The 25,064-nt window shown below is 73.5% G+C and carries 31 protein-coding genes; 15 read left to right on the top strand and 16 right to left on the bottom strand.

From position 1 onward, the window contains the following. Nucleotides 1–36 precede the first annotated feature (36 nt). Genes ACIBQ8_RS09235 through ACIBQ8_RS09190 form a run of 10 tightly spaced genes read left to right on the top strand, consistent with a single transcriptional unit; the run spans nucleotide 37 to nucleotide 9,721 of the window. Entirely contained in the window at nucleotides 37–1,068 is a 1,032-nt protein-coding gene (locus ACIBQ8_RS09235) for a LacI family DNA-binding transcriptional regulator (protein WP_397175163.1), read from the top strand. After that, on the top strand, nucleotides 1,065–1,979 hold the full coding sequence (locus tag ACIBQ8_RS09230) for a carbohydrate ABC transporter permease (protein WP_397175165.1): 915 nt from the start codon (nucleotides 1,065–1,067) through the stop codon (nucleotides 1,977–1,979). Before ACIBQ8_RS09235 ends, ACIBQ8_RS09230 begins: the two co-directional genes overlap by 4 nt. Continuing rightward, complete coding sequence (locus tag ACIBQ8_RS09225; RefSeq protein WP_352328137.1) at nucleotides 1,976–2,794, top strand: carbohydrate ABC transporter permease; 819 nt, start codon at nucleotides 1,976–1,978, stop codon at nucleotides 2,792–2,794. Before ACIBQ8_RS09230 ends, ACIBQ8_RS09225 begins: the two co-directional genes overlap by 4 nt. A gap of 12 nt (nucleotides 2,795–2,806) precedes the next feature. After that, the gene (locus tag ACIBQ8_RS09220) at nucleotides 2,807–4,117 is read left to right on the top strand and encodes an ABC transporter substrate-binding protein (protein WP_397175167.1); all 1,311 of its coding nucleotides are present in this window, start codon (nucleotides 2,807–2,809) and stop codon (nucleotides 4,115–4,117) included. After that, nucleotides 4,114–5,079 (top strand): ADP-ribosylglycohydrolase family protein, encoded by a 966-nt coding sequence (locus ACIBQ8_RS09215; RefSeq protein WP_397191660.1) that lies wholly within the window; start codon nucleotides 4,114–4,116, stop codon nucleotides 5,077–5,079. The genes ACIBQ8_RS09220 and ACIBQ8_RS09215 overlap by 4 nt, the downstream gene beginning before the upstream one ends. Before the next feature lie 6 nt (nucleotides 5,080–5,085). Next, a complete protein-coding gene (locus ACIBQ8_RS09210) occupies nucleotides 5,086–6,045 on the top strand; it encodes an ADP-ribosylglycohydrolase family protein (protein WP_397191659.1) in 960 nt (319 codons plus the stop codon). Beyond that, nucleotides 6,042–7,181, top strand: coding sequence for an ADP-ribosylglycohydrolase family protein (locus ACIBQ8_RS09205; RefSeq protein ID WP_397175172.1), 1,140 nt, complete (start codon nucleotides 6,042–6,044; stop codon nucleotides 7,179–7,181). The genes ACIBQ8_RS09210 and ACIBQ8_RS09205 overlap by 4 nt, the downstream gene beginning before the upstream one ends. Next, nucleotides 7,178–8,554, top strand: coding sequence for an ADP-ribosylglycohydrolase family protein (locus ACIBQ8_RS09200; protein ID WP_397191658.1), 1,377 nt, complete (start codon nucleotides 7,178–7,180; stop codon nucleotides 8,552–8,554). Before ACIBQ8_RS09205 ends, ACIBQ8_RS09200 begins: the two co-directional genes overlap by 4 nt. Then, complete coding sequence (rbsK, locus tag ACIBQ8_RS09195) at nucleotides 8,551–9,444, top strand: ribokinase (protein WP_397175176.1); 894 nt, start codon at nucleotides 8,551–8,553, stop codon at nucleotides 9,442–9,444. Before ACIBQ8_RS09200 ends, rbsK begins: the two co-directional genes overlap by 4 nt. A gap of 58 nt (nucleotides 9,445–9,502) precedes the next feature. After that, a complete protein-coding gene (locus ACIBQ8_RS09190) occupies nucleotides 9,503–9,721 on the top strand; it encodes a hypothetical protein (protein ID WP_397175177.1) in 219 nt (72 codons plus the stop codon). A 170-nt stretch (nucleotides 9,722–9,891) separates the two neighbouring features. On the opposite strand, the gene ACIBQ8_RS09185 is transcribed toward ACIBQ8_RS09190, so the two are convergent. After that, nucleotides 9,892–10,590, bottom strand: coding sequence for a FadR/GntR family transcriptional regulator (locus ACIBQ8_RS09185; protein WP_397191657.1), 699 nt, complete (start codon nucleotides 10,588–10,590; stop codon nucleotides 9,892–9,894). Nucleotides 10,591–10,792: 202 nt separating this feature from the next. On the opposite strand from ACIBQ8_RS09185, the gene ACIBQ8_RS09180 reads away from it, so the two are divergent. After that, the gene (locus ACIBQ8_RS09180; protein ID WP_397191956.1) at nucleotides 10,793–12,469 is read left to right on the top strand and encodes a 2-isopropylmalate synthase; all 1,677 of its coding nucleotides are present in this window, start codon (nucleotides 10,793–10,795) and stop codon (nucleotides 12,467–12,469) included. Here ACIBQ8_RS09180 and pyrF read toward each other — a convergent pair. Beyond that, nucleotides 12,450–13,256: an orotidine-5'-phosphate decarboxylase gene (pyrF, locus tag ACIBQ8_RS09175; RefSeq protein WP_397191656.1), complete on the bottom strand. Its 807-nt coding sequence runs from the start codon at nucleotides 13,254–13,256 to the stop codon at nucleotides 12,450–12,452. The genes ACIBQ8_RS09180 and pyrF overlap by 20 nt on opposite strands. 127 nt (nucleotides 13,257–13,383) lie before the next feature. Here pyrF and ACIBQ8_RS09170 point away from each other — a divergent pair, with 127 nt between their 5' ends. After that, nucleotides 13,384–13,860: a DUF2283 domain-containing protein gene (locus tag ACIBQ8_RS09170; RefSeq protein ID WP_397191655.1), complete on the top strand. Its 477-nt coding sequence runs from the start codon at nucleotides 13,384–13,386 to the stop codon at nucleotides 13,858–13,860. A gap of 19 nt (nucleotides 13,861–13,879) precedes the next feature. Here ACIBQ8_RS09170 and ACIBQ8_RS09165 read toward each other — a convergent pair whose 3' ends face one another. Then, nucleotides 13,880–14,263 carry a hypothetical protein gene (locus ACIBQ8_RS09165; RefSeq protein ID WP_397175185.1) on the bottom strand — a complete coding sequence of 128 codons (384 nt, stop codon included), beginning with the start codon at nucleotides 14,261–14,263 and terminating at the stop codon, nucleotides 13,880–13,882. 51 nt (nucleotides 14,264–14,314) lie between these two features. On the opposite strand from ACIBQ8_RS09165, the gene ACIBQ8_RS09160 reads away from it, so the two are divergent. Then, entirely contained in the window at nucleotides 14,315–15,118 is an 804-nt protein-coding gene (locus ACIBQ8_RS09160) for an HAD family hydrolase (RefSeq protein WP_397191654.1), read from the top strand. Nucleotides 15,119–15,202: 84 nt separating this feature from the next. On the opposite strand, the gene ACIBQ8_RS09155 is transcribed toward ACIBQ8_RS09160, so the two are convergent. The 4 genes from ACIBQ8_RS09155 to ACIBQ8_RS09140 form a co-directional block, all read right to left on the bottom strand. Further along, entirely contained in the window at nucleotides 15,203–15,418 is a 216-nt protein-coding gene (locus ACIBQ8_RS09155) for a hypothetical protein (RefSeq protein WP_397175189.1), read from the bottom strand. 38 nt (nucleotides 15,419–15,456) lie between these two features. Beyond that, entirely contained in the window at nucleotides 15,457–16,065 is a 609-nt protein-coding gene (locus ACIBQ8_RS09150; protein WP_397191653.1) for a TIGR00645 family protein, read from the bottom strand. 297 nt (nucleotides 16,066–16,362) lie between these two features. Then, on the bottom strand, nucleotides 16,363–16,578 hold the full coding sequence (locus ACIBQ8_RS09145; RefSeq protein WP_397175192.1) for a hypothetical protein: 216 nt from the start codon (nucleotides 16,576–16,578) through the stop codon (nucleotides 16,363–16,365). A gap of 81 nt (nucleotides 16,579–16,659) precedes the next feature. Then, nucleotides 16,660–17,016 carry a winged helix-turn-helix transcriptional regulator gene (locus tag ACIBQ8_RS09140; protein WP_397175194.1) on the bottom strand — a complete coding sequence of 119 codons (357 nt, stop codon included), beginning with the start codon at nucleotides 17,014–17,016 and terminating at the stop codon, nucleotides 16,660–16,662. A gap of 89 nt (nucleotides 17,017–17,105) precedes the next feature. Here ACIBQ8_RS09140 and ACIBQ8_RS09135 point away from each other — a divergent pair, with 89 nt between their 5' ends. Together ACIBQ8_RS09135 and ACIBQ8_RS09130 are read left to right on the top strand one after the other, a co-directional pair. Beyond that, nucleotides 17,106–17,759 (top strand): NADPH-dependent F420 reductase, encoded by a 654-nt coding sequence (locus ACIBQ8_RS09135; protein WP_397175196.1) that lies wholly within the window; start codon nucleotides 17,106–17,108, stop codon nucleotides 17,757–17,759. A 137-nt stretch (nucleotides 17,760–17,896) separates the two neighbouring features. Next, entirely contained in the window at nucleotides 17,897–18,268 is a 372-nt protein-coding gene (locus ACIBQ8_RS09130) for a hypothetical protein (RefSeq protein ID WP_397175197.1), read from the top strand. A gap of 60 nt (nucleotides 18,269–18,328) precedes the next feature. On the opposite strand, the gene ACIBQ8_RS09125 is transcribed toward ACIBQ8_RS09130, so the two are convergent. From ACIBQ8_RS09125 to ACIBQ8_RS09085, 9 genes are all read right to left on the bottom strand, one after another. After that, entirely contained in the window at nucleotides 18,329–18,994 is a 666-nt protein-coding gene (locus ACIBQ8_RS09125; RefSeq protein WP_397175199.1) for an endonuclease V, read from the bottom strand. 114 nt (nucleotides 18,995–19,108) lie between these two features. After that, nucleotides 19,109–19,795 carry a type 1 glutamine amidotransferase gene (locus ACIBQ8_RS09120; protein WP_397175201.1) on the bottom strand — a complete coding sequence of 229 codons (687 nt, stop codon included), beginning with the start codon at nucleotides 19,793–19,795 and terminating at the stop codon, nucleotides 19,109–19,111. Between the two features lie 29 nt (nucleotides 19,796–19,824). Beyond that, nucleotides 19,825–20,652 carry a bifunctional 5,10-methylenetetrahydrofolate dehydrogenase/5,10-methenyltetrahydrofolate cyclohydrolase gene (locus ACIBQ8_RS09115; RefSeq protein ID WP_397175202.1) on the bottom strand — a complete coding sequence of 276 codons (828 nt, stop codon included), beginning with the start codon at nucleotides 20,650–20,652 and terminating at the stop codon, nucleotides 19,825–19,827. Continuing rightward, on the bottom strand, nucleotides 20,649–21,254 hold the full coding sequence (locus ACIBQ8_RS09110; RefSeq protein ID WP_397175204.1) for a cyclodeaminase/cyclohydrolase family protein: 606 nt from the start codon (nucleotides 21,252–21,254) through the stop codon (nucleotides 20,649–20,651). The genes ACIBQ8_RS09115 and ACIBQ8_RS09110 overlap by 4 nt, the downstream gene beginning before the upstream one ends. Before the next feature lie 28 nt (nucleotides 21,255–21,282). Then, the gene (locus ACIBQ8_RS09105) at nucleotides 21,283–21,795 is read right to left on the bottom strand and encodes a hypothetical protein (protein ID WP_397175206.1); all 513 of its coding nucleotides are present in this window, start codon (nucleotides 21,793–21,795) and stop codon (nucleotides 21,283–21,285) included. A gap of 50 nt (nucleotides 21,796–21,845) precedes the next feature. Continuing rightward, complete coding sequence (locus ACIBQ8_RS09100; protein WP_397175208.1) at nucleotides 21,846–22,520, bottom strand: chitosanase; 675 nt, start codon at nucleotides 22,518–22,520, stop codon at nucleotides 21,846–21,848. 99 nt (nucleotides 22,521–22,619) lie between these two features. Beyond that, nucleotides 22,620–23,255, bottom strand: a complete 636-nt coding sequence (locus ACIBQ8_RS09095; RefSeq protein WP_397191652.1) for an FMN reductase — start codon at nucleotides 23,253–23,255, stop codon at nucleotides 22,620–22,622. A 25-nt stretch (nucleotides 23,256–23,280) separates the two neighbouring features. Then, nucleotides 23,281–24,372 (bottom strand): LLM class flavin-dependent oxidoreductase, encoded by a 1,092-nt coding sequence (locus tag ACIBQ8_RS09090; RefSeq protein WP_397175211.1) that lies wholly within the window; start codon nucleotides 24,370–24,372, stop codon nucleotides 23,281–23,283. Nucleotides 24,373–24,451: 79 nt separating this feature from the next. Beyond that, nucleotides 24,452–24,988 carry a CGNR zinc finger domain-containing protein gene (locus ACIBQ8_RS09085; protein WP_397191651.1) on the bottom strand — a complete coding sequence of 179 codons (537 nt, stop codon included), beginning with the start codon at nucleotides 24,986–24,988 and terminating at the stop codon, nucleotides 24,452–24,454. Nucleotides 24,989–25,064 lie beyond the last annotated feature (76 nt).

Here is a 25,064-nt window from a genome sequence, read left to right as displayed (position 1 = left end):
TTTCCCGTAAACGTTTACGTTCTTGGAAGGACAGCCTTGGCCGACGGACCCACGATCACCACGATCGCCGAGCGCGCCGGTGTCTCGATCGCCTCCGTCTCGCGGGTCCTCAACGGCCTGCCGACCAGGCAGGAGACCGTGCGCAAGGTGATGGCCGCCGCCGACGAGCTGGGCTACGTGCGCAACGCCGTGGCCAGGTCGCTCAAGTCCCGGCGCACCCACCAGGTCGCCTTCGCCATGGCCGACGTCGGCAACCCCGCCTACCTGGCGATGCTGCGCCAGATCCAGCCCGTGCTCAAGGCGGCCGGCTACCGGCTCGTCCTGCACTCGACCGACGCCGTCGTGGCCGACGAGATCGACGTGCTGCACAGCCTGGGCGAGCGGTACGTGGACGGGCTGATCATGAGCCCACTCCGGGTCACCGACGCCCACCTGGAGATGCTGGCCTCGGCCAGGGCGCCCGTCGTGATCATCGGCACGGTGCCGGAGGGCACGCCGGTGGACAACGTACGGGCCGACTCGCGCACCGGCGTCAAGCTCGCCGTCGACCACCTGCACGCGCTCGGCCGCCGGCGCATCGCGCTGGTCAACGGCCCGCCCGACACCTGGCCCGGCGCCTCGCGCGGCGCGGCCTACCGCGAGGCGCTGGAGCAGCTCGGCCTGCCCTACGACGAGGACCTGGTCCAGATCGGCGACTTCTACCGCGCGCAAGGGGGCCGCGCGGTGGCCGAGCTGCTGGACCGGGCGCCCGACGTCGACGCGCTGATGTGCGCCAACGACCTGATCGCGCTCGGCGCCCTCGACGTGCTGCGCGCCGCCGGCCGCCGGGTGCCCGAGGACGTGGCCGTGGTCGGCATGGACGACACCGACCTGGCCGCCGCGTCCTGGCCGTCGCTGTCGAGCGTCTCGCTCGGCTCGGCCGAACGCGGCAAGGCCGCCGCCGAGCTGCTGCTCGACCGGCTGAACGGCGACGACGCCGCGCCGCGCGTGATCACCGTTCCGCCGCGCCTGGTGGTGCGGGCCTCGACGGCGGGCGAGACCTACGGACATGAGGGAGGCAGGACGTGACCGCGACCGTGACCACGGCGGCACCGCCCCGGCGCCCGCCTTCCCGGCGGCGTCCCAAGTCGCGCGGGAACCGCGAGATGTGGCTGCTCATGCTGCCCGCGCTGGTGCCCGTCGCGCTGTTCAGCGTCGGCCCGCTCCTGTACGGCATCGGCCTGGCCTTCACCGACGCCCGCAACACGCGCGTCCACGAGACCAGCTTCGTCGGCCTGGAGAACTTCGGCCGGCTGCTCACCGACGACGACTTCTGGGCCTCCTTCCGGATCGGCGCGATCTGGTCGGTCTCGGTGACCGTGCTGCAGTTCCTGGCCGCGCTCGGCCTGGCCGTGCTGCTCAACCAGAACCTGCGCTTCAGGACCCTGGCCCGGGTGCTCGCGGTGGTGCCGTGGGCGATGCCGCCGGTGGTCATCGGCCTGATGTGGAAGCTCGTCTACCACCCCGACGCGGGCATCCTGAACAGCCTGCTCGGCACGCACGTCAACTGGCTGGCCGACTTCTCGCTCGCGCTGCCCGCGATCATCGTGGTGGGCGTCTGGACCGGCATGCCGCAGACCACCGTGGTCCTGCTCGCCGGGCTCCAGGGCATCCCGAGGGAGCTGTACGAGGCCGGCGAGGTCGACGGCGCGGGCCGCTGGCGGCGGTTCTGGAGCATCACGCTCCCGCAGCTGCGGCCGGTGATCGTGTCGATCACCTCGCTCGACTTCGTGTGGAACATCAACCAGTTCGGCCTGGTCTACGTGCTCACCCAGGGCGGGCCCGGCGGCCAGACCCGGCTGCCGATGCTGTTCGCCTACGAGGAGGCGTTCCGCTACCGGATGGCCGGTTACGCCTCGATGCTCGGCCTGGCCATGGCGATCGTCGTGCTCGCGGTGCTCGGCCTGTACCTGTGGCGCCAGATGAGGGAGACCCGATGAGACGCGCCCCGCAGTACCTCGCGCTGGTCGCCTACATCGTCTTCCTGGCCTTCCCGCTGTTCTGGCTGCTGTCGACGGCGCTGAAGACGCCCCAGGAGATGGCCCTGGCCGACCCGACGTGGATCCCGCGCGAGCCGACCCTGTCCAACTTCTCCGACGCCTTCGGCGAGCAGGACCTGATCGGCGCGGCCGGCCGCAGCCTGGTCGTGGCGCTGTTCAGCAGCGTGATCACCGTGCTGATCTCGCTGCCGGCCTCGTACGCCATGGCCCGCTACCGCAGCCTGCTCAACAAGGTCGCGATCGGGTGGGTGCTGGTCAGCCAGGTCTTCCCGTTCATCCTGATCATCATCCCGCTCTTCATGATCCTGCGGGATCTGGAGCTGGTGAACACCCTGCCGGGGCTCGTCGTCGTGCACGTGACGTTCACGCTGCCGTTCGCGCTGTGGATGCTCCAGGGCTACGTGCGGGCCGTGCCGCGCGAGCTGGAGGAGGCCGCGGCCGTCGACGGCGCGACGCGGCTGCGCTCGATCGCCAGCGTGGTGGCGCCGCTGCTCGCGCCCGGCGTGGTGGCCACGCTGCTGTTCTCTTTCATCTCGTCGTGGAACGAGTTCCTGTTCGCGCTCGTGATCCTCCAGGACCCCGACGTGATGACACTCCCGCTCACGCTGGTGCGGTTCACCGGCCCCGAGGGGGTGGCCAGGCTCGGCCCGCTGGCCGCGGCGTCGCTCATGGCGACGATCCCGAGCCTGATCTTCTTCGCAATCATTCAGCGGCGACTGAAGTCCGGCCTGATGGCCGGCGCCGTGAAGGGCTAGTAGGAGGCTCATATGCGAATCAAGTCCGCACTGGCGGCGGCGGCCGTCCTCACGTTCGCCGCCGCGTGTGGCGGCAGCGGAGGAGGGGGCGGTGGAGAGGCCGCCTCGTCCGGCGAGCCGGTGAAGCTCAACTTCCTCAGCCTGGCCTGGCAGAAGGAGTCCGTCGCGGCCAACAAGCAGATCGTCGACGAGTGGAACAAGGCCAACCCCAAGACCCAGGTCACCTACGTGCAGGGCAGCTGGGACAACGTCAACGACCAGCTCGTCACCCAGTTCGCCGGCGGCACCGCGCCCGACGTGATCCACAACGACTCGCCGGCGCTGGCCGGGTTCGCCTCCGACGGCTACCTGCTCGACCTGACGAGCAAGCTGCCCGCCGACCTCAAGGGCGACATCCCGCAGTCCGCCTGGGACACCGTCACCTTCAACGGCGGCAAGGGCGAGCAGGGCATCTACGGCGTGCCGTTCCTGCAGGAGTCGCAGGTCATCATCGCCAACAAGAAGCTCCTGGACGCCTCCAAGGTGCGCGTCCCCACCGCGGACAACCCGTGGACCTGGGACGAGTTCTCCGAGGCCGCCAAGAAGATGACCAAGGGCGGCACGTTCGGCGTGGCCTGGCCGATGAAGTCGCCGGTCAACAAGACGCTCAACCTGGCGCTCAACTTCGGCGGCACGTTCTTCCAGACCGCCGACGGCAAGACCACGGTCAAGGTCGGGCCGGAGGAGCGCGAGGTGCTCCAGCGCATCCACGACCAGCTCTACAAGGACAAGTCCGCCGACCCGGCCGCGCTCGGCCAGGGCACCGCCGACCCGCTGCCCGCCTTCTACAAGGGCAAGTTCGCGCTGCTGCCGGCCGGCGTCTACCTGCGCCAGCAGGTCGCCGAGCAGGCCCCGGACGACTTCGACTGGGTGACGCTGCCCGCGCCGAAGGGCACCAGCGCCCAGCAGGGCGCGGTCTCGCAGACGCTGTCGATCGCCCAGGACAGCAAGCACCCGGACGAGGCCATGAAGTTCATCTCGTTCTTCCTCAACGGCGCCAACCAGGCCAAGCTCGCCAAGGGCGACTGGCTGCTGCCGACCTCGCAGACGGCCGCCGCCGACCCGGCGATGACCACCCGGGACAACGGCTGGGACGTCGCCACCGCCTCCGCCAAGAACCTGGTCGTGGCCCCGTTCCTGAAGGTGAACGGCTTCGACGAGTGGAAGAGCAAGGTCGCCACGCCCGTCCTGCAGGAGTACTTCGCCAATAAGATCACCATCGACGACGCGGCCAAGCGGCTCGTCGAGGACGGCAACCAGGTCTTGGAGCGGTACCAGCAGTGACTCATCGCCTGAGGGCCCGGGGGTGTCTGCTCGGCCTGGCGGCCGGCGACGCCCTCGGCGCCCCCGCCGAGAACCTGTCGCCGTCGGAGATCCGGCGGCGGTGGGGCCGGCTCACCGAGATCGAGGGCGGCGGCACCGACGACACCGAGTACGCCATCTTCGCCGCCTCGCTGCTCGTCCGGCACGGGCACGCCCTGACCGCGGCCGACGTCGCGCGGGCGTACCGGCAGGAGATCATCCCGTCGGTGACCGGGCCGATGCGCGGCGCCGGCTTCTCCGAGCTGGGCACCATCGAAGCGCTCCGCCGGGGGCTGGAGCCGCCGCTGACCGGACGCGTCCACCAGCACGGCTGGTCCGACGGGCTGGCCATGCGGGCGGCGCCGTACGGGATCTTCTGCCCCGGCGACCCGGCCGAGGCCGCCCGCCTGATCGAGCAGGACGGGCTGGTCAGCGGGTCGGGCGAGGGCATACTCGGCGGCCGCGCGGTCGCCGGGGCCGTGGCCGCCGCCATGGCGGGCGGCACGCCCGCCGAGACCGTGGCGGCCGCGCTGTCGGTGGTCCCCGCCGACTCCTGGACGGCCCGCGCGATCGTCAGGGCCCGCGACGTGCTCGCCACGGGCGCGGACGACGAACTGGCCCTGATCGAGGCGCTGCACGAGGCCGTCGTGGTCCGGCACTACCCCTGGACCGACCTCGCGCCCGAGGCCGTCGCGCTGGCACTGGGCGCCGTCCTGGCGGGCGGCGGCGAGGTGGAGGCCACGGTGACGTTCGGGGTCAGCCTGGGCCGGGACGCCGACACGATCGGCGCCATCGCCGGCGCGATCGCCGGCGCCATCCAGGGAGAGCAGGGCGTGCCCGGACGATGGGCCGCCCGGATCGGCCCGGTGAGCGGAAAATGCCTGCCCGTCGTGGCCGGAAGACACGTGCTGGACGTCGCCGACGAACTGGCGGAAGGACTGTAGATCATCATGTCGGGGGACAGAATCAGGGGGGCCTTCATCGGGCTCGCCGTGGGCGACGCCGCCGGCTGGCCCGCGGCCAGGCACCGCGCCGCCCTGCACGCGCCCTGGAGCCGGCGCCTGCACCGCGAGCTGGACGCCTTCGCCGAGGAGCACCGGGTCACCACGCTGCCGGTGCCGTTCGCGCTCAACCAGCCGATCGCGCCGCTGGCCGTCGGGCCGTCCGACGACGCCGAATGGCTGGCATGGACGCTGCTGACGATCGACCGGCCGCGGGCCGCGGCGTTCCGGGAGCTGACCGGCGTCCGGGCGCGCATCTCGGTGGCCACCGCGCTGGACAACCTGGCCAGGGGCGTCGAGCCGCCGGCCTCCGGGCACGACAACCCCCACCACTTCGACGACGCCGCCGCCGTGCGGGCGGTCGCGTTCGGCGCCCTGAACCGGGACCCGACCGAGGACGCCCAGGTGACCAACGCCGGCGACGGCCTGCTCGGGGCCCAGGCCATGGCCGCCGCCGTGGCCGCGGCGGTCGCGTCGGGCTCGGTGGGACAGGCCGTGGAGGCGGCGCTCGCCGTCCTGCCCGGCGACACCGCCATCGGGCACAACGCCCGGGTGGCGCTGGCCGCGGCGCGGAAGGCGGGCGACCCGTTCGGCGCGGTGCCCGCGCTGGACGCCGCGCTGCTCGACCACGTCTACAGCTACGGCGTGGGCGCCGCCCAGACGGTGCCCGTCGCCTTGGCGCTGGCCGAGGCAGCGGGGGGCGACCTGGCCCGCGCCGTCCCGGCCGCCGCCTGCCTGCCGGCGCTCGCCGACTCGGCGCCCGCGCTGACCGGCGCGCTGGCGGGGGCCGCCGGCGGATACGGCGCGATCCCGGAGGGGTGGCTCGCGCCGGCCCGCACGCTGGCGGGCTGCTGCCTGCCGGAGCTGGCGGGCAAGGATCTGATCGAACTGACGAAGGGAATCGCATGACGCCGCTTGAGGACAGGGCCACTGGCTGCGTGGCGGGGGCGGCGGTCGGTGACGCGCTGGGCGGCGCCACCGAGGGCTGGACTCCCGAACAGATCGTGGAGCGGTACGGGGGCCGCGTCGAGGGCATCGTGCCGCCGTACAACGAGGACTGGCGCAACGCCCGGCCGATCGCGCCGTACCACAAGGGCGACGGGCACATCACCGACGACACCCTGATGACGCACGCCCTGATCCGCGTGTACGAGAAGGTCGGCGGCCACCTGGACGCGTACGCGATGGCCGACCACCTGGTGCCGGAGCTGATGGGCGAGCGGCGGTGGATCCCCGAGCTGGAGGCCGAGGCGCTGCCGCTGCAGCGGATCTTCCTGGCCGAGAAGTGGATCGTGGCCCGCCTGCACTACGGGCACGTCGACCCGCGCGAGGCCGGCGTCGGCAACATCGTCAACTGCGGCGCGGCCATGTACGTCGCGCCCGTCGGCATCGTCAACGCCGCCGACCCCGACGCCGCCTACGCCGAGGCCGTCGACCTGACCGGGGCCCACCAGTCCAGCTACGGACGCGAGGCCGCCGGCGTGATGGCCGCCGCCGTCGCCGAGGCCATGCGGCCGGGCGCCACGGTCGACTCCGTGGTCGCCGCCTGCCTGCGCCTGGCCAAGGACGGCACCCGCGCCGCCATCGAGGCGGTCTGCGAGGCCGCGGCCGGCGTCGGCCACTGGGACGGCTCCTTCGAGGTGCTGCGCGCGGCCGTACGGCCCTTCGACACGGTCGCCGACACCTACCGCGACCAGGGGCTCGGCGCGCGCCGGCCGAGCCGGGTGCACAGCATCGAGGAGCTGCCGCTGGCGCTGGGCTTCCTGGTCGCGGCCAAGGGCGACGTCCGCGACACCGTGCTGGGCGGCGTGAACTACGGCCGCGACGCCGACTCGATCGCCTCCATGGGCGGCGCGATCGCGGGCGCCCTCGGGGGGCTGTCCGCGGTGCCCGCGCAGTGGGTGGAGCAGGTGGGGGCGGCCAGCCGTACCGACCTGGTGGCGCCCGGCCTGGCCATCGCCGAGGTGGCGCGCCGGGTGCACGCCGGCGACGTGGCGCGGCGGCGCGCCAGCGAGGCCGCCTTCGCCGAGCTGGACGCCCGATGATCAGGCTCACCTGGGTCCAGCCGGAGGACCTGGTCGGCCACGAGCTGCGCCAGGCCGGCGAGGACGGCAGGGGCGACCTGCCGCAGGTGCGCGAGCTGGCCGGACGGTGGCACGCGGCGGGCGGCCACGACGCGCCGCCGCGCGCCGGCGCCTCCGAGGCCGCCGCGGCCCGCCTGCGCCCGCTGGCCGAGAGCCTGCTGGACGAGCTGGCCGCGATCCCCTCGCCGCTGGCCGAGCCCTCCGACCTGGACGCCATCGTCGCCGCCTGCCCCGACTGGCCCGCGGCCGGGAGCGCGGCCGGGACCGCGGCCGGGAGCGCGGCCGGGAGCGCGGCGAAGGCGGACCCGGCGCGGCTGCTGGGCGCCTGGGAGGGACGGGCGGCCGGCTGCGTGCTGGGCAAGCCGGTGGAGAAGATCCCGCGCGCGGGCATCAGGCAGATCGCCGAGGCCACCGGCAACTGGCCGATCACCGGCTGGTTCACCGCCGAGGGCCTGCCGGCCGAGATCGCGAGCAGGTGGCCGTGGAACCGGCGCAGCGCGGTCAACTCGCTGGCCGAGAACATCGACGGCATCCCCGAGGACGACGACCTCAACTACCCGCTGCTGGCGCTGTCCGTCCTGGAGCGCCACGGCCGCGGCTTCACCACCGAGGACGTCGCCAAGCTGTGGCTGGACGAGCTGCCGGCCGGCCGCACGTTCACCGCCGAGCGGGTCGCCTACCGCAACCTGCTCGACGGCTTCGAGCCGCCGGAGACGGCCACCCGCCGCAACCCGTTCCGCGAGTGGATCGGCGCCTTCATCAGGACGGACGTCTACGGCTGGGCCAACCCCGGCGACCCCGCCACGGCCGCCGAGCTGGCCTGGCGCGACGCCCGGCTGACCCACACCGCCAACGGGATCTACGGCGCGATGTTCGTCGCGGCCATGTGCGCCGCCTCGCTGGTCGCCGGCTCGGCGCGGGAGGCCGTCGAGGCGGGCCTGTCGGTCGTGCCGCGCGAGTCCCGCCTGCACGAGGCGGTCAGCCTGGCCGTCGCCGACGCCGCCCGCGAGCCGGACTTCGAGCGTGTCATCGACCTGCTGCACCAGCGGCATGGCACGCTGCACTGGGTGCACACGATCAACAACGCCGCGCTGGTGGCCGCCACGCTGATCCACGGCGCGGGCGACTTCACCGCCACGATCGCGGGCGCGGTCGCCGGCGGCTGGGACACCGACTCGGCAGGGGCCACGGCGGGGTCCGTGGCGGGCGCGCTGAACGGCGGCGTCCCCGACCGCTGGCTCATGCGCGACAGCCTGGCCAGCAGCCTGACCGGCTTCGACGGGGTGGGGCTCGGCGAGCTGGCGCGACGTACTCAGGAGATGATGGCCGCATGATCTCGGTTTTCGGCAGCGCCAACATGGACCTCGTCGCGTACGTATCCCAGGCCCCCAAACGGGGCGAGACGGTCACCGGTCACCGGTTCCGGACCGTGCCCGGCGGCAAGGGCGCCAACCAGGCCATCGCCGCGGCCCGGGCCGGCGCGCAGGTGGCCTTCCTCGGCGCGGTCGGCGACGACGCCTTCGGGGCCGAGATGCGCTCCACCCTGGCCGAGGCCGGCGTGGACGTCCGCGGCCTGCGCCAGGTGCCCGGCCCCAGCGGCATCGCGCACATCGTGGTCGACGACGCCGGCGGCAACTCGATCATCGTCGTGCCCGGCGCGAACGGCACCGTGACCGGGCCGTCCGGCGGCGACCTGGCCACGATCGCCGGGTCGCGGGCCCTGCTGCTCCAGCTCGAACTGCCCATGGCGGCCGTCGTGGCCGCCGCGGAGGCGGCCCGGGTCTCCGGGGTGCCCGCCGTCCTGACCCCGGCGCCCGCGCAGCCGCTGCCCGACGAGCTGCTCGACGCGGTCACCATGATCGTCCCGAACGAGCACGAGGCCGCCGACATCACCGGCCAGGCCGACCCCGACGCCGCCCTCGACGCGCTCCTCGAACGCGTCGAGGAGGCCGTCATCACGCTGGGCTCGCGGGGCGCGCTCTACGGCGCGCGCTCGGGCGAGCGGCTGCGGGTGCCGGCGATCGAGGTGAAGGCGGTGGACACCACGGCCGCCGGTGACACGTTCGTCGGCGCGCTGGCGGTCGCGCGGGCCGAAGGGCTGGCGCCGGCCGAGGCGCTGCGCTTCGCCTCGGTGGCGGCGGCGATCTCGGTGCAGCGGGCGGGGGCCAGCACGTCGATGCCGGTCAGGGCCGAGATCGAGGACGCGTTGCGGGAGCTGTCCTAGCCCGTCCCTTGACGTCCGGCCGGGCGTCAAGGGACGCCGTCACGGGCAGGTGGGGGCCATGAGCCGAAAGCCCGACGACCTGCCCGAGACGGTGGGAGGCGTGGACGGGGAGAGCGACGTGGTCGCCGAGCGGTCCGCCTCCGGATCGCCCAGGACCCGCCGCCCCCTGTCCGCGGACCCGCCGGACGAGCAGGAGGAGCCCGCCCCGGAGGAGCCGCCCGAGGAGGACGACGAGGGCGAGGACGTCATCCGCCCCGACGCCGGCCCCACCGCCTGACCCACCCGCCGTGCCCGGCCGTTCCGTCCGGGCCCACCGCCTGACTCGCCCGCCATGACTGGCCGTTCCGCCCGGGCCCCACCGCCTGCCCCACCCGCCGTGACCGGTCGTTCCGTCCGGCCCGCGCCCGCTCGGGCTGCCCGCCGCGACCGGTTGTCCCCTGTGGGGCATCAGGCGCCACGTTTCGTGTGCAGGCGGGCGAGGGTCTGCTCCAGCTCGGCCTGCAGCAGGTCGCTGGCCGCCGCCGCGTCGCCGTCGCGGACCGCCGCCACCAGCGCGGCGTGCGCGTCGTGCCCCGGGTTGCGGTCGTGCCCGCGCAGCTCCAGCAGCTCCACCATGTCGATCAGCCCCTCCCGCAACGCCGGCGCGAACTCGGCGAACAGGTCCGTGAGCACCGGGTTGCCCGCCGCCGCCACGACCGCCGCGTGCAGCGCGATGTCGGCGTCGACGAACGCGGCGTCGTCCTCGCCCGCCGCCCGCTCGCGGGCCTGGAGCGCGGCCTCCATCGCCGCGACGTCCTCGTCGGTACGCCGGGCCGCCGCCAGCCTGGCCGCCTGGGTCTCGACCATCATGCGGACCTCGTACACGTCGGTGATCGCGGCCCGGCGCAGCCGCGCCGGCCAGTCCTCGGCCGGTTCCGAGGCGATGACGAACACCCCCGAGCCCTGACGCGCCCGCACCAGCCCCGCCCCGGCCAGCGCCCGCAGCGCCTCGCGGACCGTGGACCGGCCCACCCCGAGCGTCTGGGCCAGCGCGTTCTCGCCGGGCAGACGGGTGCCGACCGGCCAGTGGCCTTCGGTGATCTGCTCGCGCAGGTGCTGGACGGCCTGGTCGACCAGAGGGCTGCGGCGGAGGGCGCCGAGCGGCATGCGTACCTCTCAGGTTGTCTGAGGACCTGTGTTGTGGTTAGTGTAGCCGCCATGTCGTCGTACGGTCTCCTTCTTCTCGGCCGCCGCGGCGGGGCCTGACCGGACCGGCACCCCGCCGCGGCGTGCGAGGTGCTGCCGGTCGTCCGACCGCCGAAGAAGGACCCGAAAAGTGTACGAATGGAACCGGCAGCGCCCCAGCGCGATGCCCAGTCACCGCTACCGGCCCGCCCACGAGCGGGTCGAGGTGCCCCTGACCGGCGAGCGCGCCTGGCCCTCGCGCCGCATCACCGCCGCCCCCCTGTGGGTGCCGGTCGACCTGCGCGACGGCAACCAGGCGCTGGCCGAGCCGATGGACCCGGCGCGCAAGCGCCGCCTGTTCGACCTCCAGGTGCGCATGGGCTTCAAGGAGATCGAGGTCGGCTACCCGTCGGCCAGCAGGCTCGACTTCGACTTCCTCCGGGAGCTGGCCGAGCCCGGCGCGGTGCCCGGCGACGTGACCGTGGTGGCCTTCACCGCCGCCCGGCAGGACCTGATCGAGCGCACCTTCGAGTCGATCCGCGGCCTGCCCGACGTGGTCGTGCACCTCTACACCGCGACAGCGCCCACCTGGCGGAACGTGGTGCTCGGCCACGACCGCGATGCCCTGCGCAAGCTCATCCTGGACGCGGCCGGCCAGGTCGCCCGCCTGGCCGACGGGCTCCCGGTGCGCTTCGAGTTCTCGCCCGAGGTGTTCAACCTCACCGAGCCCGACTACGTGCTGGAGATCTGCAACGACCTGACCGCCCTCTGGGACGCCTGCCCGGACCGCCCGGTGATCCACAACCTGCCCGCGACCGTCGAGATCTCCACCCCCAACGTGTACGCCGACCAGATCGAGTACATGCACCGCCACCTCGACCGCCGCGACTCGGTGATCCTGTCGGTGCACCCGCACAACGACCGCGGCACCGGCGTGGCCTGCGCCGAGCTGGCCGTGCTCGCCGGGGCGCAGCGGGTGGAGGGCTGCCTGTTCGGCAACGGCGAGCGCACCGGCAACGTCGACCTGGTGACCCTCGCGCTCAACCTGCACTCCCAGGGCGTCGACCCGATGATCGACTTCTCCGCCATCGACGAGGTCCGGCGGGTCGTCGAGCACTGCAACCGCCTGCCCGTGCCCGACCGCCACCCCTACGCCGGCGACCTGGTCTACACCGCCTTCTCCGGCACCCACCAGGACGCCATCGGCAAGGGCCTGGCCCACCACGCTGCGCGGGCCGCCGAGCTGGGCGTGCCGCCGGAGCTGGCGCCGTGGGAGGTGCCGTACCTGCCCATCGACCCGGCCGACGTGGGACGCGGCTACCAGGCGGTCATCCGGGTCAACAGCCAGTCGGGCAAGGGCGGCATCGCCTACCTGCTGGGCGCCCGCCACGGCCTCGACCTGCCACGCCGCCTGCAGATCGACTTCTCCGCGACGGTGCAGCGGGCCACGGACGACAGCGGCGAGGAGATCACCGCCGACGAGCTGTGGGCGCTGTTCCACGCCACCTACATCGCGCCCGGCGAGCGCTCCGGGTTCTCCTCCTGGCGCACGGCCGAGACCGCGCCGGGGACGCACGAGTTCGAGGGCGTGCTCGACTCGGGGCGGGTGCTGCGCGGCACCGGCAACGGGCCGCTGTCCGCGCTGACCGCCGCGCTGGCCGGGGACGGCGTCGAGGTCGACGTCCTGCACTACGCCGAGCACGCCGTGGACCCGGGGACGGGCAGCAGCGCCGTCGCGTACGTGGAGGCCCGGGTGGGCGGCGTGATCGGCTGGGGCGCCGGTCAGGACACCTCCGTGCTCACCGCGTCGGTACGGGCGGTGCTGGCCGCCGTCAACCGGCTCAGCACGTCAGGTACGTGACGCATTCGTCCCGGTACTGGAGGGTCCTCGACCGCAGGTGTCTCGGGTCGGCCAGCACGGCCCGGGAGACCGACGGCACGACGGAGTCGCGTACCGGGGCGAACAGCCGGGCCACGTCGGCGGGTGAGGCGCCCTGCGCGCCGAGCCCCGGAGCCAGGATCGGGCCGTTGAGGTCGGCCAGGGAGTGGTCGAGCGCGGGCAGCATGGCCCCCATGACCACTCCCACCGGCCCGAACGGCTCGTGGCCCGCGTTGGCCGCGGCGGCCCCGGCGATCACCAGGTCGGCCACCCGCTGCTGCAGCCCGGCCGCCGCCGGGTTGGAGGTGCGGGCCAGCACGAAGACGCCGGCGTCGTTGGCCACCGCCGAGGTGATCGCCACCTCCAGCGAGCCGAACCCCAGGTAGGGGCTGAGCGTCACCGCGTCGGCGGCCAGCGGGCTGCCCCGGTCGAGGTAGGCCTCGGCGTAGGCGGCCATCGTGGTGTCGACGTCGCCGCGCTTGACGTCGAGCAGCACCAGCGTGCCGGCCTCGCGCAGATCGGCGATGGTGCGTTCCAGGACGGCGACGCCGCGGCTGCCCCAGCGCTCGTAGAAGGCCGACTGCGGCTTGACCACGGCGGCCACGTCGCTGATCGTGTCGGCCACCGTGCGGCTGAAGCGCTCAAGGCCGCCCGGTGAGTCGTCGAGGCCCCAGGCGTCGAGCAACGCCGGGCTCGGATCGATGCCCACACAGAGCGGGCCGAATTTGTCCAGCCTGGCACGCAGGCGTGTGCCGAACGACTCGTTCATCTAGGCCCCCTTGCGACCCTAACGCACACTAACCCGCCGCCGCCGGAAGCCGGTACGCATCGGCCCCGGATGATATGGCTCGGGCCGCGGGTCTTCCGGAAGCGGGCGTCTGGGTAGATGATGCGGCATGTACGAGATCGCCCAGCGGGTGCTGGTGCTGGAGACCGTCCCGCCGCGCGAGGCGACCGTCACCGTCGGCATGCCGTACGAGGAGGCGGGGGAGTGGTCGTGCCCGTACCGGATCGACGGGCTGGCCGGGTGGGAGCACGAGCGCCGGGCGACCGGGCGCGACTCGCTGGAGGCGGTCGAGGTGGCGCTGGCCATGGTACGGGCGGCGCTGGCCGGCTCGCACGAGGCCAAGGAGGGCCTGCTCCGGCCGGACGACGCCCCGCCGGACCGGCAGCTCACCAGGACCGTGTACGTCAGCTGGGACAAGGAACAGGACATCGCCTATATCGCGATGAAGCACGAAATAGTGCCAGGTGAGGCGGTACGGCAGACCGTCTCGGAGGACGTCGTCCTCGACTACGGCGCCTCGGGCGACCTGCTCGGCCTGGAGCTCCTCAACGCCGCCACCCGCCTGCCCGCCGAGATGCGCCTTTGAAGGGACGCGTCTCGGCCGCTCAGCCCGTCAGCAGCCAGCGCCAGCGCGGCTGTTCCAGCACCGCGGTGACCACCGCCAGCACCGTGACCACCGCCGCCACGACCGCGTGCCAGGCCACCCACGCCGCCGCCACCGCCACCACGAGCTGGAGGGCGACCAGCCCGACGGTCACGAACCCTGGCACGGCGACCGGCACGCTCCGCTTGTCACCGGGCGTGGCGAACACCGTCGGCAGCCCGATCAGCACCACGACCGACGCCACGGCCTGCCACACCGACCCGGGAAGCAGCGCCCACGGCGCCGCGACCCAGGCGACCAGCTCCGACGCGAACCGGAAGACGGAGGCGACCCGGTCGTCCGGCCGCGGCCCGGACCGGGCGAAACGCCCCGAAACGGAAGACACGAGGGCACCCTACTCCCGGTCCCCTCCCGGCCGGCACCTACGGTAGGGGACGTGACCTCCGCCACCCCGCCCCGCATCGTGGCCACCGATCTCGACGGCACCCTCCTGACCTCCGCCGGCCTCGTCTCCCCGCGTACCCGGCGGGCCCTGGGCCTGGCCCGCTCCGCCGGAGCGGAGATCGTCTTCGTGACCGCCCGGCCGCCGCGCTCCATCCACGCCATCGCCGGGCAGGCGGGCCTGACCGGCCTGGCGATCTGCAGCAACGGCGCCCTCCTGTACGACCTGGCCGCCGCGCGGATCGTCACTAGCCGCACGATCGAGCCGCAGGCCGCCAGGAAGGTCGCCGACAGCCTGGCCGCGGCCCTGCCCGGGGCGGCCTTCGCCGTCGAGACCGGCACCGGCGTGCTCACCGAGTCCGGCTACACCAGGCGGGTCGAGCACGACGTGGCGCACTACCGGGAGGTGGCCTCGGCGTGCGAGGCGGGCGAGCCGATCGTCAAGCTGCTGGTGCTCTCGCCCGCGCACACCCTCGACGAGATGTCGGCCGCGGCGGCGGCGGCCGTGGGGGACCTGGCCGAGGTGACCCACTCCGGGGTGCCGGGGCTCCTGGAGGTCAGCGCCCTGGGCGTGACCAAGGCGGCCATGCTGGCCGAGCTGTGCCGGCGACGCGGGGTCGCGCCCGCCGAGGTGGTCGCGTTCGGCGACATGCCCAACGACCTGGCCGTGCTGGCCTTCGCCGGGGCCGGTTACGCGATGGCCAACGCGCACCCGCTGGTGCTGGCCACGGCCGGGCACCGCACGTCCTCCAACGACGAGGACGGCGTGGCCGAGGTCCTCGAACGCCTCTACGGCTGACCGTCCGGGGTGCTCGAACGTCTCTACGGCTGACCCGGCCGGGGTCCGGCGCCCGTCCGCCCCCGCGGGCGGGCGCCGGGGGTCTCAGGCGTCGTCGTCCGACACCCGGGACGTGCCCTCGCAGCCGGTGGGCGCGCCGCTCAGCACCGGCAGCAGGCCGCCGCAGGTGCTCACCGGGAGCGACACCGGCTCGACGATCTCGTCGTTGAAGACGACCACGTCGCCGATGAGCGGCCGCGGCCCCTGGGAAGGCGCCGGGGCCGAGGCGTACGCCGGAATCGCCGACGCCGCCCAGCCCATGCCGGCCAGCAGCCCCGCGCCGGCCGCCAGTGCGATCGCTAGGCGGCGGCGACCCGCTCCTGCGCGACGCCGCCGGGCTGCTGATCCCGGTGCGCCTGCTGGACGTGCCGCCCGCCCGCCATGATCCGATCCATCACGGCCAGCGCCAGCGCCGAGACCACGAAGGTGAGATGGATCAGTGTTTTCCATACGAGTTCCCTGTCGGTGATGGCCGGCCGGGCGGCGTTGATGAAGATCTGCAGGAGGTGCACCCCCGAGATCCCGATGATCGCCATGGCCAGCTTGACTTTGAGGACGTTTGCATTGACATGGGACAACCACTCCGGCTGATCGGGATGGCCGTCGATGCGCAGCCGTGAGACGAAGGTCTCGTAACCGCCGATGATGACCATGATCAGCAGGTTCGAGACCATCACGACGTCGACGAGCCCGAGGACGATCAGCATGATCGTGGTCTCCGGGGGGTTGCCGCCGAACCCGAGTTCGACCAGGTGGGCGAGTTCGACCATGAACCGCCACACGTAGACGACCTGGGCCACGATCAGCCCGAGGTAGAGCGGCGCCTGTATCCACCGGCTGAGGAACATGACGTAGCCGATGTGCTCCAGCGAGCTCCGCGGCCGGGGAGCGGAGTCGGACTCGGCCACGGTCAACTGTGGTGGCCTCACTACGACGTGAAGATGTTGACCCGGTCGACGATGGCCTGGACATTGATGTTCCCCGGATCGTTTCGGCCCCCTGACCCGAGGGCGATTGGGGGAACGGCGGCCGCCGCCGCCAGAGCGAGGACCGCTGCGCTGGTCAGGATTCGGAACTTCAATGGGGACTCCTCGACTGCTGCTGGTCGGGCACGGGGATTGCGCTGTCGGAGCTGCCGGAGGGGGGAGGGCCGGCGGCGGGGGTGCGGCGTGGCTCGCCGCACCGCCCGCGCGGCGGCCGGCCGGTCAGGGATGCAGGCAGCCCGCCGCGGGGATCTCGGTCGGCGCCTGGGGGGCCGCCGGGTCCACCAGGGCGGCCAGGCCCGCGGCGGCCTCGGCCGCGCACGGAACGGCGGTGGCGGGATCGACGACGGCGTACGCGGGCGCCGCGAGGAGAGCGGCGGCCAGGGTCGCGGTCAGCACGCCCCCGATGACGGCGGCGCGGCGTTGGACGTCAGGCATGAGTACCTCCTGGGGATGGTGGAAACAACCACCGACTTGCTACCCAGAGTAATTACTCAGTAACGCTGCGTTAAAGAATCCTCATGAAGCGGGGGAGTGCGAGCCCGTCCACCGGTCCTGGGCGTCCATGACGTCCTCGGCGTGGTCGTGGGCCCACACGCCGAACGCCTCGATCGGGCCGAGCAGGGAGCGGCCCAGGTCGGTCAGCTCGTACTCGACGCGGGGCGGGGCCTCGGCGTAGGCCCGGCGGGTGACCAGCCCGTTGAACTCCAGGCGGCGCAGCGTCTCCGTGAGCACCTTGGGGCTGATCCCGCCGATCTGCGCGCGCAGCTCCCCGGGACGGCACGGGCCGTGGCGCAGCGACCAGACGACGACCGCGTTCCAGGTGTTGGCGATCAGGTCGAAGGCCAGTCTGGCCTGGCAGTCGGCGAGGAACACGTAACGCCTCCGATAGGCACCGATCGGTGCGTGACGGGATTTCTAGAGTCCTTGTCCTAGTAAAGCCCTTTCGCGACACGGAGGACGACATGAAGATCGGGATCCTGGGCGCCGGCGGCATGGCCGACGCCCTCGGCACGCAGTGGATCAGGGCCGGGCACGAGGTGACGGTCAGCGGACGCGACCCCGAGCGCGCCCGTGCCCGCGCGGAGAGCATGAACGCCCAGGCCGGCCGCCCGGGAGCGCGGTGGGGGAGCTGGGCGGAGGCGGCCGCGTCCGGCGAGGTCGTGATGGCAGGCGTCCGGGAGGCGGGGCTGGGCGACGTGCTGGCCGCCGCCGGCCCGGCCCTGCGCGGCAAGCCGATCATCGACGTGACGAACGCCGCCGCCCCCGACAGGTACGACGTCACGCGTCCGATCGCCCGCCGGATCGCCGACCTCACGGGCGGGCACGTGGTGAAGGCGTTCAACCTGTGCCACGTGGACGTGTGGCGGATGACGCCGCCCGTGTTCGACGGACGGCCGCTGGCGGTGCCCCTGTGCGGCGACGACGCCCGCGCGCTCGACCTGGTCCGGGGCCTGGTCCGCGACCTGGGCTGCGTCCCGCTGGACGGCGGCGGCCTCGACCGGGCGGTCCAGCTTGAGGCGACGGCCGCGTTCGTGATCGGGCTCTGGTTCGGCGGCGCGGACGCCCAGGCGATCCTGCCCCCGCTGGCCTCCTCGGGGGCGCACGAACCGGCGTGAGCCCGCGCGGGCGTCCGGCGGGCATGCGGCGGGCGTACGACGCTGGGCGTAGCGAGGATGACGACGGGCGGCGGATGCCCGGCTCCGGCGGCGGCGCGATCCTGGGGGGCGTCCACCCGAGGTCGAAGGAGAGTCCAGTGGTCACCCAGGTCGTCAAGGGGAGCGGGTATCTGACCGCGTTCAAGGCCCTCGCCACGCTCAGCATGCTGTCGGTGCTGCTGCAGGCCGTCACGGCGGGGCAGCTCATGAGCGGGGCAGGCGCGGGCCTGCACGGGGCCGGGGCGGGCGCCGTCCACCTGCTCGGGCTGCTCCAGCTCGTCGCGGCCGTGCTGCTGTGGCGGCCGGGGGGCGGCGCGGGCTGGCCCGCGCTGGTCAGCCTGGGGGTGCTGCTGCTCGGGTTCCTGCAGTCGATGCTCGGCGGGTCGGGGGCGGTGGCCGCGCACGTGCCGCTGGGCATGACGATCTTCGGGCTCAGCGTGTGGCTCGTCGTCTGGGCCTGGCGGCGCTGACCCGCGCCGACCCGCGCCGACCCGCGCCGACCTTCCCGGCGGGATCGGCCCAGGGGGCGGTCAGGTCCCGCTGGGGTGCCGGGCCAGGTGGTCGGCCTGGCGCACCGGCTCGGGGAGGCGGTAGCGCGGCGTGAGCAGCAGGGTCTGGGACGTGGCGGTGTCCAGGCCGATGCGGTGGCCCTGGGAGACGTAGACCGGTTTGGTGTCCCGCCGCGTGCGCAGCGCCCTGCCCACCGTGACGCCCTCGTGGACGATCGGCGTCCAGTCCCCGCGCTCCCGGCCGGGCGGCTCGTGCTCGCCCACGAACGGCGTCTTGGCCACGCCGAGCGCGGGCAGGCCGGTCAGCACGCCGAGATGGCAGGCCAGGCCGAATCCGCGCGGGTGGGCCAGCCCGTGGCCGTCGCAGACCAGCAGGTCGGGGGTGACGGCGAGGCGTTCGAGCGCGTCCACCAGGGTGGGCAGCTCGCGGAAGGCGAACAGGCCGGGCACGTAGGGGAAGGCCGCCCTGCCGTGGGCCACCGCCCGCTCGACCGGTTCCAGCGTCGCCGCGTCCAGGACGACCACCGCCGCCGTCACCTCGTCGTCGCCGTGGTAGTGCACGTCGAGCCCGGCCACCAGGGGGAAGGCCGTGGGCCCGGCCAGCTCGACGCGGCCGCGCAGCCGGTCCTGGACGGCCTCGGCCTCGGCCGCGTCGGCCGGCCAGGGGTGAAGTCTGTCTACCCGCATTCCATCCACGTTAGAGCCATTCGTCCCACGCGCCGCCCACCGCCCGGCCCGCTGGTCTCGTACGCCCCCGGCCTGGAGATCGGCCTGTCCGCGGTTCACCCGGCCGCCGGGCGGTCAGGCGTTGACGATTTTGGCGAAGCGGGTCGCCACCTCGCGCCAGATCGGCGTGGAGACCGGCTCGTCGGCCACCGCGCCCGCGTAGACCTCCTCGGGGTCGAAGCCGTCGGGCGTCCACTCGCGCACGCGCGCGGGCAGCACCTCGGGATGGAACTGCACCCCCCACGCCCGCTCGCCCACCCGGAACGCCTGGTAGGGGCAGGCGCGCGTCTCGGCCAGCCACACCGCGCCGGCCGGCAGCCGGGTGACGGCGTCCTTGTGGTGCTCGATCGCGGGCACCACCGGCGGCAGGCCCTGGAACAGCGGGTCCTCGGCCGCCTCGGGCCGGATCGTGACCGGCAGGCTGCCGTTCTCCGGCTCGCCGGTGTCGCCGGTCACCTCGCCGCCGGCGACCTCGGCCAGCATCTGGCCGCCCAGGCAGATGCCGAACAGCGGCACGCCGTCCGCCAGCGCCTGGCCCACCAGCCGGCGGGCGCCGGCCAGCCACGGGGCCCGGTCGTCCTCGGAGGGCAGGTAGCCGCCGCCGAGCATGATCATGGCGTCGTGCCGGTCCAGCCGGTCGGGCAGCGGGGCGCCCTCGTGCGCGAGCACCACGTCGAGCCGCAGGCCGGCCTCCTCCAGCCAGTCGCCGAGCCGGCTCGGGCCGCCGCTCCTGCTGTTCTGCACGATCAGGACGTCACCCATCGATGGTCTCCACTCTCGGATGTCGGGGCTCAGGGCAGGTTCGCCGCGCGGGCGGTGTGGCGCAGCAGCAGCGCGGTCGTCACCGGGCCGACGCCGCCGGGCACCGGGGTCAGCGCGCCGGCCACCGCCGAGACCGCCGCGAAGTCGACGTCGCCGGTGAGCCCGCCGTCGTCGGTCGGGTTGGTGCCCACGTCGATCACCACCGCGCCCGGCGCGACGTGCGCGGCGCCGATCAGCCCGGCCCGGCCGACGGCGGCCACGAGCACCTCGGCCCCGGCGGTGACGGCGGCCAGGTCGCGGGTGCGCGAATGGCAGACGGTGACCGTGGCGTGCCGGTCGAGCAGCAGATGGGCCAGCGGCTTGCCGACCACGGTCGAGCGGCCGACGACCACCGCCCGCCGCCCTTCGAGTGGCACCTCGTAGTGGTCGAGCAGGGCCATGACGGCCGCCGCGGTGGCCGGCGGGAACGCGGGCAGCCCGGCGGCCAGGCGGCCGAGCGAGAGCGGGTTCGCGCCGTCGACGTCCTTGCGCGGGTCGATGGCGGCGGCCAGCTCCTGCGCCGAGGCCCCGGCGGGCAGCGGCGTCTGGAGCATGACCCCGTGGACGGCGTCGTCGGCGCTGAGCCCGGCCAGCGTCTCGTGGATCCGGCCGGGGTCGGCGCCGGGGCCGAGGTCGACGATGTCGCAGGCGACGCCGACGCCCGCGGCGGCCTTGGCGATCGAGCGGACGTACCACAGGCTGGCCTCGTCGGCCGTGGCCACCACGACGGCCAGCCTGGGCTGCGGCCCGGCGGCGGCCTCGGCCTGCGTCTGGGCCTTGATCGCGGTGGCCAGGTCGCGGCCGGTCAGCGTCCTCATCGGGCGATCTCCTCGCGTACTTCGGCGGTGATCCGGTCGGCCGTGGCGACGGCCGCCTCGACGCCCGCCAGGCGGGCCGTCAGCTCCTCGCGGGCCTGCTCGTCCTTGATGCCCCGCAGGTTGACCTCGACGTTCACCCGGGCGGTGGTGAGCGCGGCGCGGGCGGCCTCGGCCGCGGCGGCGACGTCGGTGACGACGTTGCGGTTGCCGATCGGCAGCAGCAGCTCGCACAGCTCGACCAGGCGCGTGGCGGCCGCCACCACCAGGGCAGGGGGCTCGGCCGCGCCGGCCAGGGCGCGGGCGATGGAGACGCTGCGCTCCTCGCCCTTGGGCAGGCGGTAGGCGTCGGAGACCGCGGTGAAGGCCGTCGCGTCCTCCTCGGCCAGCCGCAGCGCCCGCGTGCGGAGGGCGTCGGTCTCCTCGATCACCGCGGTGACGGTCCCGGCGTGTGCGGCGTACCGCTCGCCGGTGGTGTAGCGGGCCACCATGCCGAGCAGCGCCGCGGACTGGGCGGCGTGCAGGGCGGCGGTGGCCCCGCCGCCTGGGGCGGGCACCTTGTCGGCCAGCTCGGCCAGGAAGTCGACGATCTTCGAGTCGCGCATGGCCGCATTCTGCCAGGCTCGGCCGGGCTCACTCGCGGTGCATCGGCCTGGTGACGTCGTGCGGCATGCCCTGCGGCAGGTATGGCGAGCCCGACGCGCCGTAGTCGGAGGTGTAGGCCGACGGCCGCGCCGGGGACCGCCACCGCGACGGGAAGGCCGACACGACCAGCAGCGCGACGCCGAGGAACAGCATGACCCCCGTGTAGACGGTGGTCTGCAGGCCCGCCCCCAGGCTGCCGGTGACCAGCCCAGCGGGGATGACGCGGAAGCCGGCGCCCAGCTCCACCGCGGGCACCAGGCCGAGCGCGGTGTAGGCCAGGCCGCCGAGCAGCGAGGCGATCGGCGACAGGCGCGAGCCGGCCAGGAACGCCAGGCCGGCCCCGGCCGCCGCGATCACGGCCAGCCCGATCCAGGAGATCGTGAACCGCGTGGCCATGGTCAGGCCGAGCTCGCCGATGCCGTACATGAGGCAGGCGGCGATCAGCGGAGGAAGGAGCAGCCCCGCGACCACTCCCAGACCATGACGGGCACCGTTGGACATGATTAACCCCGTTTGTTCGGCTTGTGCGCCAACCTACCCTGATCGCCGGATCAGTGCTTGATCGTGTACTTGTCGCCGTACACCTTCCAGGTCAGCGGCGGCTTCAGGTCGAGGTTGCCCTTCCTGAGGAAGACGCGCTGCATGGTGTCGACCCGGGTGGTGTCGTCGTGGGCGTCCTCGGCCTTCATCGCCGCCTTCCTGGCGTCGAGGAACGCGTTGAGGTAGGCCACCTCGTCGCCGCCGCGGGCGGGGGAGGCGGCCTTGGCCAGCGCGGCCTTCCTGATGCCGCCGAAGCTCAGCTTGTCGGAGCCGGGGCCGTGCATGACCATGGCGTCGTAGTAGGCGAACTGGCCCAGCGCGCGCAGGCCGTCCTTCTTGGCCCGGCGGACGGCCGGGTCGAAGTAGACGCGGTCGCGCTCGTGGTCCTGGGCCCGCCGGAAGACGGGGTCGGCCGCGGCCTTCTTCCAGTCCTTGACGAACGGCCTGCCGAGGCCCTTGTGGCTGTCGGTGCCGTTGACCTTGCGCAGCGCGGGCAGGTACTTGGCCAGCACGTTCGCGGGCTTGCGCCTGGTGTAGAGCTCGACCAGCTCCAGCATGTCGCCGGTGCCGGAGCAGAAGCCGATGATGCCCGCGGTGTAGCCGCGCTCGTCCTTGATGTCCTCGATGTAGCCGTACTGGGCCTTCCAGTCCAGCGAGGAGTTCTCCGCGCTGGACACCAACTGCATGGCGATGTCCTTCTTGTGTGGATTGTTGAGGTCCGCGGGGGAAACGCAGGTCACGGCAAGGGACAGTGAGAGGCACATAGCGGTCAGCACCGCTGCAAACTAGCGCAGTGGGCGCAAAGCCGCGAGCTGCTCCGCGAACGGGACGACTTCCTCGTCCGCCTCGGCCCCGCCTTCTTTCCCGGCCGCGGCGGGGCGGGGAGCGCGGCCCGCCAGCAGGCCGGCCAGCTCGCCGGCGGCCCGGTCGATGCGCTCGCCGAGCCCGTCGGTGAAGGAGTCGCCGCCGCCGCCCCAGTCCTCCGAGGCGGCGTAGACGGCGGTCGGCACGACGACGGCCCGCAGGTAGGCGAACAGCGGGCGCAGCGCGTGCTCCAGCACGAGCGAGTGGCGGGCGGTGCCGCCCGTGGCGGCGATCAGCACGGGCGTGCCCGCCAGGGCCGTGTTGTCCAGGACGTCGAAGAACGACTTGAACAGCCCGCTGTAGGAGCCGCTGAAGGTCGGCGTGACCGCGATGAGCCCGTCGGCCTCCGTCACGGCCTCGACCACCTCGCGCAGCCGGGTGCCGGGGAAGCCGGTCACCAGGTTGTTGGCGATGTCCACGGCCAGGTCGCGCAGCTCGACCACGCGCACCTCGGCCGCGCCGTCCAGCCGCCGCCGGGTGGCCTCGGCCAGCCGGTCGGCGAGCAGGCGGGTGGAGGACGGCTGGGTCAGGCCGGCCGTGACGACGACGAGCTTCATGGGGGGATCTCCTTCCCTGGAGGGGTCAGACCTCGACGGCCTGGGACGTACGGGCCTGGAGCAGCGCGGCGTGCGACGGCGCGTCCGGGACGCCGGCCGGGCGGTCCTTGGCCATCTCCTTGCGCAGCACCGGCACGACCTCCTCGCCCAGGAGGTCGAGCTGCTCCAGCACGGTCTTCAGCGGCAGGCCGGCGTGGTCCATGAGGAACAGCTGGCGCTGGTAGTCGCCGAAGAACTCGCGGAACTCCAGCGTCCGGTCGATGACCTGCTGCGGGCTGCCCACGGTGAGCGGGGTCTCGGCGGTGAACTCCTCCAGCGACGGCCCGTGGCCGTACACGGGGGCGTTGTCGAAGTAGGGGCGGAACTCGCGGACCGCGTCCTGGGAGTTCTTGCGCATGAACACCTGGCCACCCAGGCCGACGATCGCCTGCTCGGGCGTGCCGTGCCCGTAGTGGGCGTAGCGGCGGCGGTAGAGGTTGATCAGGCGGATGAAGTGCTCCTTGGGCCAGAAGATGTTGTTGGCGAAGAAGCCGTCACCGTAGTAGGCGGCCTGCTCGGCGATCTCCGGGCTGCGGATCGAGCCGTGCCACACGAACGGCGGCACCCCGTCGAGCGGGCGCGGCGTGCTGGTGAACCCCTGCAACGGGGTGCGGAAGCGGCCCTCCCAGTCGACGACGTCCTCGCGCCAGAGCTGGTGCAGCAGCGCGTAGTTCTCCACGGCCAGCGGGATGCCCTGGCGGATGTCCTGCCCGAACCACGGGTAGACCGGCCCGGTGTTGCCACGGCCCAGCATGAGGTCCACCCGGCCGTCGGCCAGATGCTGGAGCATGGCGAAGTCCTCGGCGATCTTGACCGGGTCGTTGGTCGTGATCAACGTCGTGGCGGTGGACAGGATCAGCCGCTCGGTCCTGGCCGCGATGTAGCCGAGCATGGTGGTCGGCGAGGACGGCACGAACGGCGGGTTGTGGTGCTCGCCCGTCGCGAACACGTCGAGGCCGACCTCCTCGGCCTTGAGCGCGATCGCCACCATCGCCTTGATCCGCTCGTGCTCGGTCGGGGTCCTGCCGGTGGTGGGGTCGGTGGTCACGTCGCCCACGCTGAAGATTCCGAACTGCACTTTAGTCACCATCCATGACTGTTGAATCTTTGACAGGTACCGTAGCGTCCCGGTCTCCGCCGTTATTCCATCATCCCGGTCAGGCGCCCGCGCGGGCGCGGAAGGCCGCCGCCTTGGCGCGGTTGCCGCAGCCGCGCATGTCGCACCAGCGGCGGGTGCGGCGGTGGGAGAGATCGACGTACAGGCGGGTGCAGGGGTCGGCCTCGCACTCGCGGACCAGCTCCGCCTGCGGGCCGCCGAGCAGCTCGATCGCCGCGCGCGCCGTCGTGGACAGCGCGCCGGGCAGGCCGCCGCCGCGCCGCAGGCCGCGCTCTTCGAGCGCGACGCCGGCGGGCGGGCGCCGGGCGGTCTCGTTGAGCAGGTCGCGGTCGGCCCGGTCGTACGGGGCGCCCTCGCGGGCGGACGTGGCCAGCCGGTAGATCGCCTCGCGAAGCGCCGTCGCCCGTGCCAGGTCGTCGTCGCCGGTCTCGGGCGGCTCGTCGAGGAGCCCGGCGGCGACCGTCCAGCGGGCCAGGTCGGCGGGGGAGGTCAGCAGGTCGATGCGCGCGCCCCGGCGGTGGCCGATGGTGCCGGCGAGGTCGAGGCCGAGGTTGCCGCTGACGAAGGTGAAGTCCACGGCTCCCATAGTAACCGCGTTGACAAGTTACTTCCGGCGCTGCCAGGGTTGCTAACCACTGAATCCGGTTACTTGG

The sequence above is a fragment of the Nonomuraea sp. NPDC049646 genome (genome assembly GCF_044465525.1).
Lineage (GTDB): Bacteria > Actinomycetota > Actinomycetes > Streptosporangiales > Streptosporangiaceae > Nonomuraea.
The sequence above is the reverse complement of the archived record's forward strand: the minus strand, read 5'-3'. Positions and strand labels throughout refer to the sequence as shown.

Coding starts and splice junctions, on each gene's coding strand:
- ACIBQ8_RS09185 (WP_397191657.1), bottom strand. CDS start 10,590: ATGCCGCTCGGCGCCCTCCGCCGCAGCCCTCTGGTCGACCAGGCCGTC.
- pyrF (WP_397191656.1), bottom strand. CDS start 13,256: ATGAACGAGTCGTTCGGCACACGCCTGCGTGCCAGGCTGGACAAATTC.
- ACIBQ8_RS09210 (WP_397191659.1), top strand. CDS start 5,086: ATGTCGGGGGACAGAATCAGGGGGGCCTTCATCGGGCTCGCCGTGGGC.
- ACIBQ8_RS09105 (WP_397175206.1), bottom strand. CDS start 21,795: ATGTCCAACGGTGCCCGTCATGGTCTGGGAGTGGTCGCGGGGCTGCTC.
- ACIBQ8_RS09120 (WP_397175201.1), bottom strand. CDS start 19,795: ATGGGTGACGTCCTGATCGTGCAGAACAGCAGGAGCGGCGGCCCGAGC.
- ACIBQ8_RS09205 (WP_397175172.1), top strand. CDS start 6,042: ATGACGCCGCTTGAGGACAGGGCCACTGGCTGCGTGGCGGGGGCGGCG.
- ACIBQ8_RS09220 (WP_397175167.1), top strand. CDS start 2,807: ATGCGAATCAAGTCCGCACTGGCGGCGGCGGCCGTCCTCACGTTCGCC.
- ACIBQ8_RS09145 (WP_397175192.1), bottom strand. CDS start 16,578: ATGCCTGACGTCCAACGCCGCGCCGCCGTCATCGGGGGCGTGCTGACC.
- ACIBQ8_RS09180 (WP_397191956.1), top strand. CDS start 10,793: ATGCCCAGTCACCGCTACCGGCCCGCCCACGAGCGGGTCGAGGTGCCC.
- ACIBQ8_RS09115 (WP_397175202.1), bottom strand. CDS start 20,652: ATGAGGACGCTGACCGGCCGCGACCTGGCCACCGCGATCAAGGCCCAG.
- ACIBQ8_RS09170 (WP_397191655.1), top strand. CDS start 13,384: ATGTACGAGATCGCCCAGCGGGTGCTGGTGCTGGAGACCGTCCCGCCG.
- ACIBQ8_RS09125 (WP_397175199.1), bottom strand. CDS start 18,994: ATGCGGGTAGACAGACTTCACCCCTGGCCGGCCGACGCGGCCGAGGCC.
- rbsK (WP_397175176.1), top strand. CDS start 8,551: ATGATCTCGGTTTTCGGCAGCGCCAACATGGACCTCGTCGCGTACGTA.
- ACIBQ8_RS09155 (WP_397175189.1), bottom strand. CDS start 15,418: ATGGGCTGGGCGGCGTCGGCGATTCCGGCGTACGCCTCGGCCCCGGCG.
- ACIBQ8_RS09095 (WP_397191652.1), bottom strand. CDS start 23,255: ATGAAGCTCGTCGTCGTCACGGCCGGCCTGACCCAGCCGTCCTCCACC.
- ACIBQ8_RS09110 (WP_397175204.1), bottom strand. CDS start 21,254: ATGCGCGACTCGAAGATCGTCGACTTCCTGGCCGAGCTGGCCGACAAG.
- ACIBQ8_RS09225 (WP_352328137.1), top strand. CDS start 1,976: ATGAGACGCGCCCCGCAGTACCTCGCGCTGGTCGCCTACATCGTCTTC.
- ACIBQ8_RS09135 (WP_397175196.1), top strand. CDS start 17,106: ATGAAGATCGGGATCCTGGGCGCCGGCGGCATGGCCGACGCCCTCGGC.
- ACIBQ8_RS09190 (WP_397175177.1), top strand. CDS start 9,503: ATGAGCCGAAAGCCCGACGACCTGCCCGAGACGGTGGGAGGCGTGGAC.
- ACIBQ8_RS09100 (WP_397175208.1), bottom strand. CDS start 22,520: ATGCAGTTGGTGTCCAGCGCGGAGAACTCCTCGCTGGACTGGAAGGCC.
- ACIBQ8_RS09200 (WP_397191658.1), top strand. CDS start 7,178: ATGATCAGGCTCACCTGGGTCCAGCCGGAGGACCTGGTCGGCCACGAG.